Here is a 15,385-nt window from a genome sequence, read left to right on the forward strand (position 1 = left end):
AAGGAGGGACCACAATGGACAAACTGCGCCACGAACAATTAGGTTTATCGAATGACGATGTTTTTGAAATGTATGAGCAAATGCTTTTAGCGCGTATGATCGACGAACGTATGTGGTTATTAAACCGAGCAGGTAAAATCCCATTTGTAATATCTTGTCAAGGGCAAGAAGCGGCTCAGGTAGGAGCGGCAATGGCATTAAACCGCGATAAAGATTATGTTTTACCATACTACCGAGACATGGGTGTTGTTTTAACATTCGGGATGACGGCAAAAGAACTCATGCTCTCAGGGTTTGCTAAAGCAGAAGATCCAAACTCCGGTGGCCGACAAATGCCAGGTCATTTCGGTCAAAAGAAAAACCGTATTGTAACAGGTTCATCTCCTGTTACAACGCAAGTGCCTCATGCGGTTGGGTTCGGCCTTGCTGCAAAGGTGAAAAAACAAGACTTTGTCAGCTTCACAACATTCGGGGAAGGATCATCAAACCAAGGGGACTTCCACGAAGGAATCAACTTCGCTAGTGTTCATGATCTTCCGTGTATTTTTATGTGTGAAAATAACAAGTACGCGATTTCCGTACCTTATGACAAGCAGTTACGATGCGAGAAAGTGTCTGATCGTGCGATTGGATACGGAATTCATGGTGAAACTGTTGACGGTAACGATCCACTTGCAGTTTATGAAGCTGTAAAAAACGCAAGAGAAAGAGCCGTTCGTGGAGATGGACCATCTCTCATTGAGACGGTATCGTACCGTTTGACACCACACTCCAGTGATGACGACGACAGTGTTTACCGTGAGCGTTCTGAGGTAGAAGAAGCGAAAAAGCTGGATGCCATTTTCACTTTTGGTGATTATTTGCGTGAAGCCGGTATTATGACAGAAGAAAAAGAAAAAGAGCTCAAAGACCGACTAAGAAAAGTGATTGATGAAGCGACCGATTATGCGGAAAAAGCACCATATGCAGATGCATCTACGGCATACGATCACGTTTATGGAGGGGAGTGACACGATGGCTGTTAAATCTTACATTGAAGCAATCACGTTAGCCATTAAAGAGGAAATGGAAAGAGACGAAAACGTATTTGTTTTAGGTGAAGACGTTGGAAGACGAGGAGGAGTGTTCCGAGCTACCAACGGCCTTTACGAACAATTCGGCGAGTATCGAGTGCTTGATACGCCTCTTGCTGAATCGGCTATTGCAGGGGTTGGTATTGGAGCCGCCATGTACGGCATGCGTCCGATTGCAGAAATGCAGTTTGCTGATTTCATCATGCCTGCTGTAAACCAAATTGTTTCCGAGGCAGCTAAAATCCGCTACCGATCAAACAATGATTGGCATTGTCCGATAACGATCCGTGCCCCTTATGGAGGCGGTGTTCACGGGGCTCTTTACCACTCCCAGTCTGTAGAAGCGATGTTTGCGAATGTTCCTGGGTTGAAAATTGTTATGCCGTCAACACCATATGATGCCAAAGGTCTCTTGAAAGCGGCGATCCGTGATGATGATCCTGTTTTATTTTTCGAGCATAAACGAGCGTACCGTTTGATAAAGGGTGAAGTGCCTGAAGATGACTATACACTTCCGATTGGCAAAGCTGATGTGAAGCGTGAAGGAGAGGACATTACCGTCATTACATACGGGTTATGTGTTCATTTTGCTATGCAAGCGGCAGGGAAACTTGAAAAAGAGGGATATAGTGCACACATCCTTGACCTTAGAACTGTATACCCCCTTGATCGTGAAGCGATTGTGGAAGCAGCGAAGAAAACCGGAAAAGTGCTACTTGTTACAGAAGACAATAAAGAAGGAAGCATCATGAGTGAAGTATCGGCTATTATTTCAGAGGAATGTCTGTTTGACCTTGATGCACCTGTGCGCCGACTTTGTGGTCCGGATGTGCCGTCAATGCCTTATGCACCAACGATGGAAAAAGAGTTTATGATTAACCCTGACAAAGTAGAAGCGGCCATGCGTGAGTTAGCTGAATTTTAATTGAACCGGAGGTGCCGAACTGTGGCTACAAAAATTACAATGCCCCAACTGGGGGAAAGTGTTACAGAAGGAACGATTTCGAAATGGCTTGTGCAACCGGGTGACCATGTAAACAAATACGACCCGATTGCAGAAGTAATGACAGATAAAGTAAACGCGGAAGTGCCTTCATCGTATACCGGTACTATTTCTGAACTCGTTGCTGATGAAGATGAAACGATTGAAGTCGGTGGGGTCATTTGTACGATTAGTGTTGAAGGTGAAGAAAGTCAAGAAGGTCAAGAGGAAGAACCAACACCTGAAGCCTCGTCTGCAAAGAGTGAAATCAAAACAGAGGTATCAGAAGATACATCAAATAAAAAGAGATATTCTCCTGCTGTTCTAAGACTTGCTCAAGAGCATAGTATTGACCTTGAACAAGTGAGCGGGAGCGGTAAAGGTGGACGTATTACAAGGAAAGATTTACAGGCGATCATTGAAAGTGGCTCGATTCCTTCAAAAGGTGAACCTGTAAAACAGGCTCAGTCTGAGGAGAAGACGAAATCGTCAGTTCCGAAAGCACCTGAGCCAAAGAAAGCGCAAGAAGCACCCCCTTCTAGCGGAGGGCGAGTGGAGGAAATTCCTGTTTCCGGAGTGCGGAAAGCTATTGCTCAAAACATGGTTAAGTCTAAGCATGAAGCACCACATGCTTGGATGATGGTTGAAGTGGATGTAACTAACCTTGTGAACTTCAGAAATAAAGTAAAAAACCAATTTGCAGATCAAGAAGGTATGAAGCTAACCTTCCTTCCGTTTTTCGTGAAAGCGGTAGTAGACGGGTTAAAGAGGTACCCACAAATCAATTCCAGCTGGCAGGGAGATAAAATCCTTCGTCATAAAGATATCCACATTTCCTTAGCTGTTGCAACAGAGGACTCTTTGTTTGTCCCTGTAATCAAACATGCTGACGAGCAATCAATTAAAGGATTGGTAAGACAAATTGATACGCTTGCAACGAAAGTGAGGTCTGGAAGCCTCAGTCAAGCAGATATGCAAGGCGGCACATTTACGGTCAACAATACCGGTTCCTTTGGATCGATCATGAGTCAACCGATCATTAATCACCCTCAGGCTGCGATCCTAAGCGTAGAGTCCATCGTGAAAAAACCTGTCGTTCTTGAAAATGATGCGATTGCAATCAGACACATGGTAAACTTGTGTATGAGTCTTGATCATCGTGTATTGGACGGGTTGATTTGCGGGAAATTCATGGCCGATGTGAAACAAACGCTTGAAACCATGAACGAAGAAAACACAAACCTATACTAAAAATAAAGCCGTTTTAGTCCCTTTATACGGGGAGTCTCCCCATAGCCGTCAAGTTAAGCAAAATTGGCGGCTTTTTTTTGGTTCTTTATCTTATTGATCATTCACTCTGATTTTTTCACATGACAAAGAAGCTTCCTTTCGGAAGTTTTTTTGACAAGGATATATTCCGTTACAGGTGGACGCTTTCCGCGGGCATCGCCTTAGCCTCCTCGGGAGTAGTGCTTCTTCCTCTGCTAGTATTGCTTTGTAGCGTTTGCGTCGAAGCAACTCGTAGCATACTCGTAATGTAAACGCTCGTCGCTGGAGTCTCCCCTTTAAAACGGCTTTTTTACTTCTTAAAAGGATAGTCATGTGTGTTGCCGGCTTGAGAAATTCATTTGACATGTTCAAGCCACACATAATGCTCCGTTCCTTTGGAATAATAAATGAAAAGGGTAAAGGGAGTGTGTATGTTGAAAAAGGTCTTATTTTTTCTTGCGATTGTTTCCTTTATAACGAGCTTAGCAATGCCACTTCAAGCGATGGCTAAAGAGCCCGTTGAATTGGACAAAGACAGCTACCATGATCACGTTTACCATGAATATTATCTTCGTCACGATGCTATGAGGCCACATTTCAATTTCTATTATGATCTTTTGATTGATCGTTACCAGCCTGAATTACAAGAAGAGTGGCGACTCATTGTCAATGAGCGAGAAACACTTATAAAGAAATACAAGGAATTGAAGAAAGAAGGAAAGCTCAAGGATCCTGTTGAAAAGGATGAATCTTGGAAGACGGAGCATCAAAACATACATGAACGCTTCTTAAATGCTGTAAAAGAAAGAAATGACGAAGCGATCGAGGAAGTGTTGCCGGATTTGTTAGCGTTGCAAAAAGAGATGAACGAGTTTTTGAAGTCGCAGATTAAACCTGAATAACGAAAGATACTCTAAAGGATAGTCGGGTGCTTAACGCCAAACTATCCTTTTTTCTATAAATCATAACAATTACTGTTTACAAATCGAAATCTGTCCGATATAATTCATGTTGGTTATAAAACGGAATCGTTACGAAAGGGGAAAGAGAAATGAAACGGGTTAAAGCTAGTTTATTTTCATCCATGTTAGTAGCTTCAGCTTTTTTGGTAGCATGTGGAGCAGATGAAGATACAACCGATCAAGGTCAAGAAGGTGGAGAAGAAGCAGTCGAGGAAACAGAGGATCCTCTACTTGTTTACACTACCCTATATCCTTTGGAGGATTTTGCAGCTAAAATTGGTGGAGATCACGTAGAGGTTGAGAACATCGTACCAGTTGGGGCTGATGCACATACATTTGAACCGACAGCCCAACAAATGATTCGTGTAGCAGAAGGGGACTTGTTTGTTTATAACGGGGCTGGATTTGAAGGATTTGCAAGCCAGATCAAAGAAGTGCTTGAAGGTGAAAACGTTAAGATTATAGAAGCCGCTGAAGGTATTGAACTAATCGATTATCACCACGACCACGATCACGGACATGAAGAAGATGATCATGGCCACGAAGATGACCACGATCACGGACATGAAGAAGATGATCATGGCCACGAAGATGATCACGACCACGGTCACGAAGAAGATGAGCATGGCCACGAAGATGATCACGACCACGGTCACGAAGAAGATGATCATGGCCACGAGGAGGATCACGACCACGGACATGAAGAAGATGATCATGGCCACGAGGATGATCACGACCACGGTCACGAAGAAGATGATCATGGCCACGATCACGGTCACGATCACGACCATGGGGATGAAGATCCACACGTTTGGCTTGATCCTGTAAGAGCTATTGAATTGGCTGAAAATATTAAGCTTGCACTCATTGAACTTCGTCCTGAAGCGGAAGAAGATTTCCGCGCAAATTTTGAAGGGTTAGAAGAAGAGCTATTAGAGCTTGATGAAGAATTCCAAACGATGGCAGATGAGAAATCGCAAGATACCATTATCGTTTCTCATGCTGGTTACGGATATTGGGAAAATCGTTACGGAATTAAACAAGTAGGTATTTCAGGTATTTCACCAAGTAACGAACCTTCCATTCAACAAGTACAAGAAACGATTAATTTTGCTGAAGAAAACAATATTAATCATGTAATGTTCGAACAAAACATTCCGACAAACATTGCTGAAACCGTCCGTGAACAAGTTGGAGCAGAAGACTTATGGCTTCATAACTTGGAAGCATTAACGGAAGAGGATATCGAAAATGGAGAAGACTACTTCTCTCTTATGAGAAGAAACATTGAAGTACTTGAAACAGCTTTGCACGACTAATGTAAAATAGTATCACCACCATTCACATTTGAGGGAAGGCGATGGACCTTTGCTCTTAGGTTGATTAAAAAGGTATCAAGTTACCTCTTTAATCAACCTTTTCTTTTTTAGAAAATAAACGTATTTACTTGGTAAAACGATTGTTTCAGTGTAAAATGGAAGACAGTTATGATAAAGGAGTGTTCACATATGGACTTTCAGCTTTTTATGAACGATGTTGTACAAACAGCTCGTAAAGATATGGTAGAAGCAGGGTATGAGGAGTTAACAACACCTGAACAAGTAGATGAGGTTTTTAGTAAGGGTGGAACGGCCCTTGTACTAATTAATTCCGTTTGTGGCTGTGCAGGCGGCATTGCTCGTCCATCTGCACATTATATGAAGAACTATGAAGTTCAAGCTGATCACTACGTGACGGTATTTGCAGGGCAAGACCGCGAAGCAACAGCGCGCGCACGGGATTACTTTGAAGGATATGAGCCATCATCCCCTTCATTCGCCCTTCTAAAGGACGGGAAAATTCAAACGATGCTTGAGAGACACGAAATTGAAGGACACGAACCAATCGAAGTTGTTCAAAAGTTGGAACAGGCGTTTGATACGTATTTTAAAGGGTAATACTTGTGAAAAGGAGGTGGAAGCCTCCTTTTATTTATGCTATAATATTGAGCTGGAGCTTATTGCATTACGAATAAGCCTTTCACCATAAAAAGGAGTGTCAATGCATGCAAGAATTATACAAAGAAATTCATACATATTTGAATATGGACGAAGAAATTCCATTCGATCAATTCGACGACTTTTACAAAAGAGTGATCGACCATTTCAATGATAACGCTGATAAATTTGACGAAGAAGATGTTTGGAGAGCATTGTTTATCTCTGAGAACGTCATGTCTAACGCAGACGGTCGAGCGAAAGAAGAAAAAGGCTCCCGTACTAAAAAGTATAAAAAAATGGCTCAACGCTTAAAGTTATGGGCACAAAACTTTGCTGGTCGACTAGCTCAAATGGGTTATAATGATGAGCAAATGAATGAGCGATTTGAAAAGATGTTCGACGAAGAAGTATAAAGCGAATCGTAAATGAGGTTCACATTAGAGCTTTTCACATAAAGATGGTGTGTGTTAGGTTCGTACATCCATTGAAAAACATCTTGCTTCGGGCTTCATTTATTGCTATACTTCAATAGTGCAATCGGAAGGCATTCCGGTTTGCCATGCGCCCATGGTGAAATGGATATCACACGAGATTTCGGCTCTCGCGTTCTGGGTTCGAATCCTGGTGGGCGCGCCATAAGAAGAATACATAAACCTCCGTCATGACGGAGGTTTTTCTTTATCTACTGACAAAAAGAGTGGAGAGAAAGGGTTTGAACGGTTCAGTCTATTTCCCGAACCAATCCTTCATGAATACAATTTTCACTTTATGGTCTAATCTTCAATACATGTATAGCCCCTATATGCTGATTGCCTCTTTTTAAAGGACCTTATTTTGTGAAACAATAAACAAACAGAGTCATGCATTGTATGTAAAAAGGGTATATATTCTCATACTATAAAATGCAGGTGGAAGAGAGGAGATAGTGTGTTCCGCATTGGTTATCGTACATTAAAAACAGCACTTGGGGCCTCCGCGGCAATTGCAATTGCGCAAGGCTTGCAACTTGATTTCTATGCTTCAGCCGGGATTATTGCTGTATTATGTATCCAAAAAACGAAAAAGCAGTCTTTTCAAATGTCTTGGGAGCGGCTACTAGCTTGTATGGTCGGCCTTTTATATGCAGGTGTCCTTTTTGAATTACTCGGATATCACCCGATCAGTGTAGGTATTTTGCTTCTACTTTTCATTCCCACAATGCTTGTATTAAAAGCGCAGCATGGTATTGTCACCAGCACCGTCATCATTCTACATATCTACACATTAGAAGCCATTAGTATCCCTATTGTAATCAATGAGATTGGTCTGATCTTAATAGGGATAGGGTGTGCTCTCCTTATGAATATTTACATGCCAAGTGTAGAATCGGAATTATTGAAGCTTCAAGAAGAACTTGAAGAGAAGTTGCGAATTATTCTCCATGAGTTTGCTGTTTATGTTAAAGAGGGCGATAATGCTTGGTCAGGAAAGGAGCTTACAGAGGCTGCTGATGTCTTACATCAAGGAAAAAGCATAGCCCTTCAAAACCTTGAAAACCATGTGTTACGCTATGAAGACCTATATTATCATTACTTTAAAATGAGAGAAAAACAATTGGACATCATTGAACGTATGATGCCGCTATTAGCATCTGTTGATGTTCAAATCAGGCAAGGAGAAATGGTGGCGGAGTTTCTCGATGATCTCAGTGCTGGTGTCCACCCAGAAAACACGGCACACATCTTTATAGATCGTCTAGAAGAGCTTCAAGAATCGTTTAAAGATATGCCTCTTCCAAATACGAGAGAGGAATTTGAAACTCGATCGGCACTTTTCCAGCTCATTAAAGAGTTGGAGCAATATTTAATCATTAAACGTCAATTTAAGCCCAAAAAAGAATATACGATGTTTCGATGAATAGCAAACCCCTTTCTGATAAATAGTAAGAAAAATAGGGTGGGGGCGACGTGCATGGGGAAAGGGATATTGGTTGTAATACTTTTGATTGTTTCACCAATTTGGCCACTCGGTGAAAATCCGCTGCCGGGGGATCCTTATATCATCGTAAACAAACATGTAAACGAACTTGCCTTTTATCATTCAGGGGAAATCGAACAGGTCTTTCCTGTTGCACTAGGAAAAGAGACAGACGAAACACCTGAAGGAGAGTTCAACCTTTTAATAAAAGCTAAAAATCCTTACTATAGAAAAAAAGATATCCCAGGCGGAGATGAAGATAACCCGTTGGGAACGAGGTGGCTTGGCTTTGATGCCCAAGAGACGAATGGGCGAATCTACGGCATTCATGGAACGAACAACCCTGAGTCAATTGGGAAACGAGTAACGGCAGGGTGTGTGAGAATGGAGAATAAAGACATTGAATTTCTCTTTGAACAGGTGCCAGTTGGAATGAAAATCCTTGTTATCGATGATGAACGGTCCTTTGAAGAGCTTGGTATTGAGAATGGTGCATTGGAGTATAAATGAAAGATCTGAACAGCTAAAAGGCCGTTCCCCAATATTGGGGAACGGCCTATTTTTATTGCTTCATTATAACGGGTTTACCACATTGTTGCTCCCATCATTACTGTACCTAAAAACATAATGGCAATCATCATATAAATAATGGCTTTACGTGCTTTGCGGGGCATACATCGTACCTCCTTACAAGAATCATACCCTTATTTTAATAAAAATGAAGCAATAAGACAAGGGGCACTCCTCTTATAAATCACGGTTTAAATATACTTTAGGAAAATAATGAATTTTTTGACGAGAAGGATTTAACCATGTCGAAATCGAAGTATAGTATGTTAGCGCTTTCTTTACAAAGCTATTGATCAAAGGAGGTCACATCCCCATGAAAACGAAAGAGTCCTCATATTATAAAGAGTGGACAGAAAAGACAGAACAAGAAACCACTAAAAAGCCGGAAAGACAAGATGGTTTCAAAACATCCTCAAACATTCCATTAGAACGAGTATACGTTCCGGAAAATATAACGGAGACATACAAAGAAGAAATCGGATTACCGGGTGAATATCCTTATACGAGGGGTATTCGACGCACCATGTATCGCGGTCGACATTGGACGATGAGACAATATGCAGGTTTCGGATCAGCAAAAGAAACCAATACGAGATTTCGTTACTTACTCGATCAAGGACAGACAGGATTAAGTGTTGCATTTGATTTGCCGACCCAAATTGGCTACGATTCCGACGATGGGATGGCACTGGGTGAAGTAGGGAAGGTCGGGGTAGCGATTGATTCACTAGAAGATATGGAGCAATTGCTTGATGGTATTGCCTTGGACAAGGTAAGTACCTCTATGACCATTAATGCACCTGCTGCTGTACTTCTGGCAATGTATATGGTTGTAGCTGAAAAGCAAGGTGTACCACCTGAAAAGATCCAAGGAACCATTCAAAATGACATCTTAAAAGAATATATTGCCAGGGGAACGTATATCTATCCTCCTAAACCTTCGATGAGGTTAATTACAGATATCTTCTCCTATTGTGCTGAACATGCACCGAAGTTTAATACTATTTCAATAAGCGGCTACCATATCCGAGAAGCTGGATCCAATGCTGTTCAAGAGCTGGCATTTACAATTGCAAATGCAAAGGCGTATGTGGAAGCTGCAATTGAATCTGGACTTGATGTGGATATATTTGCCCCAAGGCTAGCGTTCTTCTTTAACGGTCATAATCATTTCTTTGAAGAGGTGGCAAAGTTCCGAGCGGCTAGACGAATGTGGGCTAAGATCATGAAGGAAGAATACGGTGCAAAAAATGAAAAGAGCTGGCAACTTAGGTTCCATACTCAAGTTGCAGGATCAACGCTTACCGCACAACAGCCTGATAATAATATCGTTCGGGTCGCACTTCAGGCACTTGCAGCCGTTATGGGTGGTACTCAGAGTCTTCACACGAATGCAAAAGACGAGGCACTCGCCCTGCCGACTGAAGACTCAGCCAGAATCGCGCTTCGCACGCAGCAAATTATTGCGAATGAAACAGGCGTGGCAGATACGATTGACCCTCTAGGGGGTTCTTACTATGTGGAAGCTCTTACTGACGAAATGGAAGCGGAAGCCATTAAATACATTAAAGAAATCGAAAACCGTGGAGGAGCTGTAGCGGCAGTCGATCAGCAATATATGCAACGAGAGATCAGAAGAACGGCGTATGAAACACAAAAGAAAATTGAAAACGAAGAAGAGATCGTTGTAGGGGTAAATAAGTACCGATTAGAAGAAGAGCCGGAGCCGGAACTTCTAGAAGTGAATGAAAGCTTTGTGAACGAGCAACACGATCGTTTACAGGCGATACGAAAGAAAAGAGATAGTGTGAAAGTGAAAAAGGCCCTTGAAGAATTGAAATTCCAAGCAGAAGGAAATGGGAACCTGATGCCTTACATTAAAGAAGCTGTTAGAGAATATGCAACAATAGGGGAAATTTGCAACACACTTCGAGACGTGTTCGGAGAGTATCAAGGGTAAGTTAAGGGGGAAACCAACATGAATAAAAAGATCAGAGTACTTATTGCGAAACCAGGTTTAGATGGACATGATAGAGGGGCGCTTGTGATTGCTCAAGCGCTTCGGGATGCTGGTATGGAAGTGATTTATACTGGATTAAGGCAATCGCCGAAGCAAATCGTAAGGGCAGCTCTACAAGAGGATGTAGATGCCATTGGTTTATCTTGCTTGTCAGGGGCTCATAATGTTTTGTTTCCGGAAGTGTTGAGGCTGTTAAAAGAAGAGAAGGCTGAAGATATTATCGTTTTTGGTGGGGGTGTTATTCCCTATCACGACGCCGTTGCCCTCGAAGAGAAAGGAATCAAGAAAATCTTCACACCGGGTACATCAACAAAAGCGGTAGCTGCTTTTGTTGAACAAGCAGTCTATGAAAACCTTGGTTTGAAAAAAGAGTTGTTACAGCCTCCCACTGGGGTTGATCATATCGGCATTGCTGTCCATTCGATTGAGCAAGCGATGACGTTTTACGGAGACCACCTCCATTTAAAAGCGGAGGCAACGGTTGAAGTCCCTTCAGAAGGGGTTCGAGTAGCTTTTGTACCTGTTGGTAATACAAAGCTGGAATTACTGGAGCCGTTAAACGAAGAAAGTCCTGTAGCTGCCTTCCTAAAGAAAAGAGGAGAGGGTATTCACCACGTCGCTTTCTCTACTGGATCACTTGAAGAGAGGTTGGAACAGTTGAAAAAAGAAGGAATTCCTGTTATTACGGACAAGCCGAAAACAGGTGCTGGAGGATATCCGATTGCATTCTTGCATCCGAAAGCATCCAACGGGGTACTTGTGGAGCTTTGTGACCCGAAGCAAAAAGAAGAAGGTGTAAAGTCATAATGGATATGTACGATAAAATCAATGAACTGTATGATAAACGTCGCGCTGTTGAACTTGGAGGCGGGGATGATCGAATAGAAAAGCAACATGAAAAAGGTAAATTAACAGCAAGGGAGCGAATTGATTTACTTGTTGATGAGGGGACATTTGTAGAACTGAATCCATACATGGAGCACCGAAGTGTCGATTTTGGGATGGAGAAAGGATCAGCCCCTGGGGAAGGGGTCGTAACTGGATATGGGAAGGTAAACGGGCGGCTCATTTTCTTATTTGCCCAGGATTTCACTGTATACGGTGGTGCTTTAGGAGAAATGCACGCTAAGAAAATAGCAAGTGCAATGGACCTTGCTGTGAAAAACAAAGCACCATTTGTTGGTTTAAATGATTCGGGAGGAGCGAGGATACAAGAAGGGGTATTATCCCTTGATGGGTATGGACACGTTTTTTACCGAAACTCGATATACTCAGGAGTGATCCCTCAAATAAGTGTCATTCTTGGGCCTTGTGCAGGTGGAGCTGTATATTCTCCAGCGATTACAGATTTTGTTTTTATGGTTGAGAAAACAAGTCAAATGTTTATTACAGGTCCTAAGGTTATCGAAACCGTGACAGGAGAACAAATCAGTAGTGAGGAATTAGGGGGAGCTTCCGTTCATGGAGCGATTAGCGGTAATGCACATTTTTCATGCCCAACAGAACAAGATGCCTTAAGTCAGGTCCGAGACTTATTAGGATATTTGCCACAGCATAATGAGGAGCTGCCTCCAAAAACAAAGGTGGAGTACGCAGGTGATGACTTTTTGTACAACCTTCCTGACATCGTGCCATTCGATCCAGCACGACCATATGATGTGAGGAAAGTATTAGAAATGGTCGTTGATGACCAATCTTTCATGGAAGTTCAAAAGTCATTTGCTAAAAATGCTGTGATCGGTTTTGCAAGAATAGGCGGTCGTTCTGTAGGCCTTGTTGCAAATCAGCCGAAAGTGATGGCAGGAGGGTTGGATATCAATTCTTCTGATAAAATCTCCAGGTTTATTCGCATGTGCGATTGTTACAACGTACCACTCATTACATTTGAAGATGTGACCGGCTTTTTCCCGGGAGTAAAACAAGAACACGGAGGGATTATCCGTCATGGTGCTAAAATTCTCTATGCTTATTCAGAAGCAACAGTACCAAAAATTACGGTCATTACACGGAAAGCGTATGGTGGTGCCTATGTCGCATTGAACAGTAAGGCAATTGGAGCGGACCTCGTGTTTGCATGGCCCAATGCAGAAATAGCGGTTATGGGACCTCATGGAGCTGCTAACATTATTTTTGCTAAAGAAATAAGAGAAAGTAGTAACCCCGAAGAAACGAGACAAAACAAAATCGAAGAATATCGTGAGAAGTTCGCTAATCCGTATGTTGCTGCAGCAAATGGTATGGTTGACGATGTGATCGACCCACGAGAAACAAGGCAAAAACTCTTGCAGAGTCTTGAGATGTTGGAGAAGAAGACGGAAGAACGTCCGAAAAAGAAACATGGGAACATACCCTTGTAGGACATTTGGCTTTTCCTTTGCTATACTAAAAGAGAAATAAGGCGAAGGCGCTAAAAAAGTTTGGTCTTCAACTTTTTCAGTCCCTTCCAATAAGGCATAATGGAGGCTTTTACATGATTAATGAACAACGTTTAGTTGATGAGTTTAAAGAACTCGTTCAAATTGATTCAGAAACGAAGTACGAAACAGCCATTGCAAAAGTATTAAAAGAGAAGTTTGAAACGTTAGGCGTTCACGTTAAAGAAGATGATACAACATCAATTACGGGTCACGGAGCAGGAAACTTGATCTGTACTTTGGAAGGAACAAAAGAAGTAGATCCTATTTATTTCACCTCTCATATGGATACTGTTGTACCTGGAAAAGGTGTAACACCTATTGAGGAAGATGGATACATAAAATCAGATGGCACAACGATCCTAGGTGCAGATGATAAAGCAGGTTTGGCTGCCATGTTTGAAGCGATTCGTGTATTAAAAGAGAACAACATTGAGCATGGGACCATTCAATTTATTATTACAGTAGGTGAAGAATCCGGACTTGTTGGTGCGAAAGCTCTCGATCCTGCTGATATTATTGCAAAGTATGGATTTGCATTAGACAGTGACGGAGAAGTAGGGAATATTATCATTGCTGCTCCAACACAAGCAAAAGTGAAGGCAACAGTATACGGAAAAACGGCTCATGCAGGTGTAGCACCTGAAAAAGGTGTCTCTGCCATTACGATTGCATCCAAAGCGGTGGCACGTATGCCTCTTGGACGTATTGACGAGGAGACAACTGCCAATATCGGACGTTTTGAAGGTGGTAGCCAAACAAACATTGTCTGCGATCGTGTTGATATTCTTGCTGAAGCCCGCTCTCTCATTGGCCCTAAAATGGAAGCGCAAGTAGAGAAAATGAAAGTTGCATTCGAAGAAGCGGCAGAAGAGATGGGTGGCAAGGTTGAGCTTGATATCGATGTTATGTATGCCGGCTTTAAGCATGAAGATGGAGACGACATTGTTGAACTTGCTAAACGAGCGGCACGTTCCATCGGGCGAGAGCCAAAGCTTTTACAAAGCGGCGGGGGAAGTGATGCGAACATCATTGCAGGTCATGGTGTTCCAACGATTAACCTCGGTGTGGGTTATGAAGAAATTCATACAACAAACGAACGCATGCCCATTGGCGAACTCGTAAAGACTGCTGAAATGGTTGTCGCACTCATTGAAGAAGCGGCAAAATAACGATCAAAAAACCTTGAAATCTCCTTGATTTCAAGGTTTTTTTTGTTTTGATAAGGGATACAGAAACAGTTCTGAGTTCTATTTTTAGACATCCTTTGTGAAAAACTGTGACTTTTTATGGAATAACACACTTCATTTGGCGAATTATGGTATTATAACTTAGAAGCTTTTCTATTAAACTTATTAGCTAAGGAGAAGTTGCCCCATGTCAGTGAGTCAAAACAATCATCTATTAATGAACTATATTAGAGGAATGGCCAAAACACTGGAAGAAGAGTGGCAAACAAGTGCTCGTGATCTAGGTCTGACTTTAGCTGAACAGCACATCATGTGGATCGTTCATTTAGAAGGGAAAGCATCTATTTCGCGTATTGCAAAAGTCGGCCTTTGGGACCGGTCAACGGTTATGCAAGTCATTAAACGACTTGTAAGCAAAGGGTTTGTGCAAGTACTAAAAGACGATCGTGATTTACGTGTATCCTATGTGGTCTTAACAAATGAAGGAGAATCGAAGCGGAAGGAAACGCAAAAGGAATCCTTTGAACTATTTGATTTCATTGATGATTATCAAAAGCGTAATCCGGGATTTATCGAGCAATTGATCTCTTTTCATAGAGAAGCAAACCGTCATTTTCACGGTGATGACTTTGTGGAATGGGTGGATAAAACGACGCAGGAATACGACGAAAAAACAGCTGAGAAGAGTAGTGCAAATCATAAATGAAGCAAAAAAAGAGCCGGCGGACGCCTTTATTGAAGGAGTCCAGCTGGCTCTATTAATTCTCCAAATTCAAGTGACTCTAAAATGATCTCCTGTGAATAACCTATCGTATCTGAAAGTTGCTCTATAGAAGGGGAAGGCCATTCGTTTTCCGCGTAGAGGGCCACAGTTTCCGTAATCAAGTAAAGAACAGAATCGTAGATGGTCTGGTTTCGGATGCATTCCGTCATAAATGGTGACCACCTTTCTATGTGGGGTTACTACAAT

16 protein-coding genes and 1 tRNA gene are annotated in these 15,385 nt (G+C 42.1%); 15 read left to right on the plus strand and 2 right to left on the minus strand.

Features of this window, described 5'->3' with window-relative positions; translation table 11 throughout:
- Positions 1 to 14: 14 nt before the first annotated feature.
- The 10 genes from G476_RS0106280 to G476_RS0106325 all read left to right on the plus strand — a co-directional run bounded on the left by G476_RS0106280 (position 15) and on the right by G476_RS0106325 (position 8,731).
- Positions 15 to 1,010, plus strand: a complete 996-nt coding sequence (locus G476_RS0106280) for a thiamine pyrophosphate-dependent dehydrogenase E1 component subunit alpha (protein ID WP_026689342.1) — start codon at positions 15 to 17, stop codon at positions 1,008 to 1,010.
- Between the two features lie 4 nt (positions 1,011 to 1,014).
- On the plus strand, positions 1,015 to 1,998 hold the full coding sequence (locus tag G476_RS0106285; protein WP_026689343.1) for an alpha-ketoacid dehydrogenase subunit beta: 984 nt from the start codon (positions 1,015 to 1,017) through the stop codon (positions 1,996 to 1,998).
- Positions 1,999 to 2,019: 21 nt separating this feature from the next.
- The gene (locus G476_RS0106290; RefSeq protein ID WP_026689344.1) at positions 2,020 to 3,306 is read left to right on the plus strand and encodes a dihydrolipoamide acetyltransferase family protein; all 1,287 of its coding nucleotides are present in this window, start codon (positions 2,020 to 2,022) and stop codon (positions 3,304 to 3,306) included.
- 449 nt (positions 3,307 to 3,755) lie between these two features.
- Positions 3,756 to 4,226, plus strand: coding sequence for a hypothetical protein (locus G476_RS0106295; RefSeq protein WP_026689345.1), 471 nt, complete (start codon positions 3,756 to 3,758; stop codon positions 4,224 to 4,226).
- A 149-nt stretch (positions 4,227 to 4,375) separates the two neighbouring features.
- A complete protein-coding gene (locus G476_RS0106300; protein ID WP_026689346.1) occupies positions 4,376 to 5,605 on the plus strand; it encodes a metal ABC transporter solute-binding protein, Zn/Mn family in 1,230 nt (409 codons plus the stop codon).
- Positions 5,606 to 5,794: 189 nt separating this feature from the next.
- On the plus strand, positions 5,795 to 6,223 hold the full coding sequence (locus G476_RS0106305; protein WP_026689347.1) for a BrxA/BrxB family bacilliredoxin: 429 nt from the start codon (positions 5,795 to 5,797) through the stop codon (positions 6,221 to 6,223).
- Positions 6,224 to 6,330: 107 nt separating this feature from the next.
- On the plus strand, positions 6,331 to 6,678 hold the full coding sequence (locus G476_RS0106310; RefSeq protein ID WP_026689348.1) for a hypothetical protein: 348 nt from the start codon (positions 6,331 to 6,333) through the stop codon (positions 6,676 to 6,678).
- A 148-nt stretch (positions 6,679 to 6,826) separates the two neighbouring features.
- Positions 6,827 to 6,901, plus strand: a tRNA-Arg gene (locus G476_RS0106315).
- A 291-nt stretch (positions 6,902 to 7,192) separates the two neighbouring features.
- Positions 7,193 to 8,161, plus strand: a complete 969-nt coding sequence (locus tag G476_RS0106320; RefSeq protein WP_026689349.1) for an aromatic acid exporter family protein — start codon at positions 7,193 to 7,195, stop codon at positions 8,159 to 8,161.
- Positions 8,162 to 8,215: 54 nt separating this feature from the next.
- Complete coding sequence (locus G476_RS0106325; protein WP_026689350.1) at positions 8,216 to 8,731, plus strand: L,D-transpeptidase; 516 nt, start codon at positions 8,216 to 8,218, stop codon at positions 8,729 to 8,731.
- Positions 8,732 to 8,805: 74 nt separating this feature from the next.
- Here the strand turns inward: G476_RS0106325 and prli42 are convergent, their stop codons facing one another.
- Positions 8,806 to 8,895: a stressosome-associated protein Prli42 gene (prli42, locus tag G476_RS23505; protein ID WP_156906528.1), complete on the minus strand. Its 90-nt coding sequence runs from the start codon at positions 8,893 to 8,895 to the stop codon at positions 8,806 to 8,808.
- A gap of 209 nt (positions 8,896 to 9,104) precedes the next feature.
- Here prli42 and G476_RS0106335 point away from each other — a divergent pair, with 209 nt between their 5' ends.
- The 5 genes from G476_RS0106335 to G476_RS0106355 all read left to right on the plus strand — a co-directional run bounded on the left by G476_RS0106335 (position 9,105) and on the right by G476_RS0106355 (position 15,121).
- Positions 9,105 to 10,751, plus strand: coding sequence for an acyl-CoA mutase large subunit family protein (locus tag G476_RS0106335; RefSeq protein WP_026689351.1), 1,647 nt, complete (start codon positions 9,105 to 9,107; stop codon positions 10,749 to 10,751).
- An 18-nt stretch (positions 10,752 to 10,769) separates the two neighbouring features.
- Positions 10,770 to 11,618: a methylmalonyl-CoA epimerase gene (mce, locus tag G476_RS0106340; protein ID WP_026689352.1), complete on the plus strand. Its 849-nt coding sequence runs from the start codon at positions 10,770 to 10,772 to the stop codon at positions 11,616 to 11,618.
- Complete coding sequence (locus G476_RS0106345) at positions 11,615 to 13,168, plus strand: acyl-CoA carboxylase subunit beta (protein ID WP_026689353.1); 1,554 nt, start codon at positions 11,615 to 11,617, stop codon at positions 13,166 to 13,168. Before mce ends, G476_RS0106345 begins: the two co-directional genes overlap by 4 nt.
- Positions 13,169 to 13,281: 113 nt before the next feature.
- Positions 13,282 to 14,397, plus strand: a complete 1,116-nt coding sequence (locus tag G476_RS0106350; protein ID WP_026689354.1) for a M20/M25/M40 family metallo-hydrolase — start codon at positions 13,282 to 13,284, stop codon at positions 14,395 to 14,397.
- Positions 14,398 to 14,602: 205 nt separating this feature from the next.
- Positions 14,603 to 15,121: a MarR family transcriptional regulator gene (locus tag G476_RS0106355; RefSeq protein ID WP_026689355.1), complete on the plus strand. Its 519-nt coding sequence runs from the start codon at positions 14,603 to 14,605 to the stop codon at positions 15,119 to 15,121.
- A gap of 26 nt (positions 15,122 to 15,147) precedes the next feature.
- On the opposite strand, the gene G476_RS0106360 is transcribed toward G476_RS0106355, so the two are convergent.
- Complete coding sequence (locus G476_RS0106360) at positions 15,148 to 15,348, minus strand: hypothetical protein (protein WP_026689356.1); 201 nt, start codon at positions 15,346 to 15,348, stop codon at positions 15,148 to 15,150.
- Positions 15,349 to 15,385: the final 37 nt, after the last annotated feature.

This window comes from Alteribacter aurantiacus DSM 18675 (assembly GCF_000429705.1).
GTDB lineage: Bacteria > Bacillota > Bacilli > Bacillales > Salisediminibacteriaceae > Alteribacter > Alteribacter aurantiacus.

Excerpts from the sequence above, each read along its gene's own strand:
- G476_RS0106325 (WP_026689350.1), top strand. The coding sequence starts at position 8,216 with ATGGGGAAAGGGATATTGGTTGTAATACTTTTGATTGTTTCACCAATT.
- G476_RS0106335 (WP_026689351.1), top strand. The coding sequence starts at position 9,105 with ATGAAAACGAAAGAGTCCTCATATTATAAAGAGTGGACAGAAAAGACA.
- G476_RS0106350 (WP_026689354.1), top strand. The coding sequence starts at position 13,282 with ATGATTAATGAACAACGTTTAGTTGATGAGTTTAAAGAACTCGTTCAA.
- G476_RS0106295 (WP_026689345.1), top strand. The coding sequence starts at position 3,756 with ATGTTGAAAAAGGTCTTATTTTTTCTTGCGATTGTTTCCTTTATAACG.
- G476_RS0106355 (WP_026689355.1), top strand. The coding sequence starts at position 14,603 with ATGTCAGTGAGTCAAAACAATCATCTATTAATGAACTATATTAGAGGA.
- mce (WP_026689352.1), top strand. The coding sequence starts at position 10,770 with ATGAATAAAAAGATCAGAGTACTTATTGCGAAACCAGGTTTAGATGGA.
- G476_RS0106310 (WP_026689348.1), top strand. The coding sequence starts at position 6,331 with ATGCAAGAATTATACAAAGAAATTCATACATATTTGAATATGGACGAA.
- G476_RS0106305 (WP_026689347.1), top strand. The coding sequence starts at position 5,795 with ATGGACTTTCAGCTTTTTATGAACGATGTTGTACAAACAGCTCGTAAA.
- G476_RS0106285 (WP_026689343.1), top strand. The coding sequence starts at position 1,015 with ATGGCTGTTAAATCTTACATTGAAGCAATCACGTTAGCCATTAAAGAG.
- G476_RS0106360 (WP_026689356.1), bottom strand. The coding sequence starts at position 15,348 with ATGACGGAATGCATCCGAAACCAGACCATCTACGATTCTGTTCTTTAC.
- G476_RS0106280 (WP_026689342.1), top strand. The coding sequence starts at position 15 with ATGGACAAACTGCGCCACGAACAATTAGGTTTATCGAATGACGATGTT.
- prli42 (WP_156906528.1), bottom strand. The coding sequence starts at position 8,895 with ATGCCCCGCAAAGCACGTAAAGCCATTATTTATATGATGATTGCCATT.
- G476_RS0106300 (WP_026689346.1), top strand. The coding sequence starts at position 4,376 with ATGAAACGGGTTAAAGCTAGTTTATTTTCATCCATGTTAGTAGCTTCA.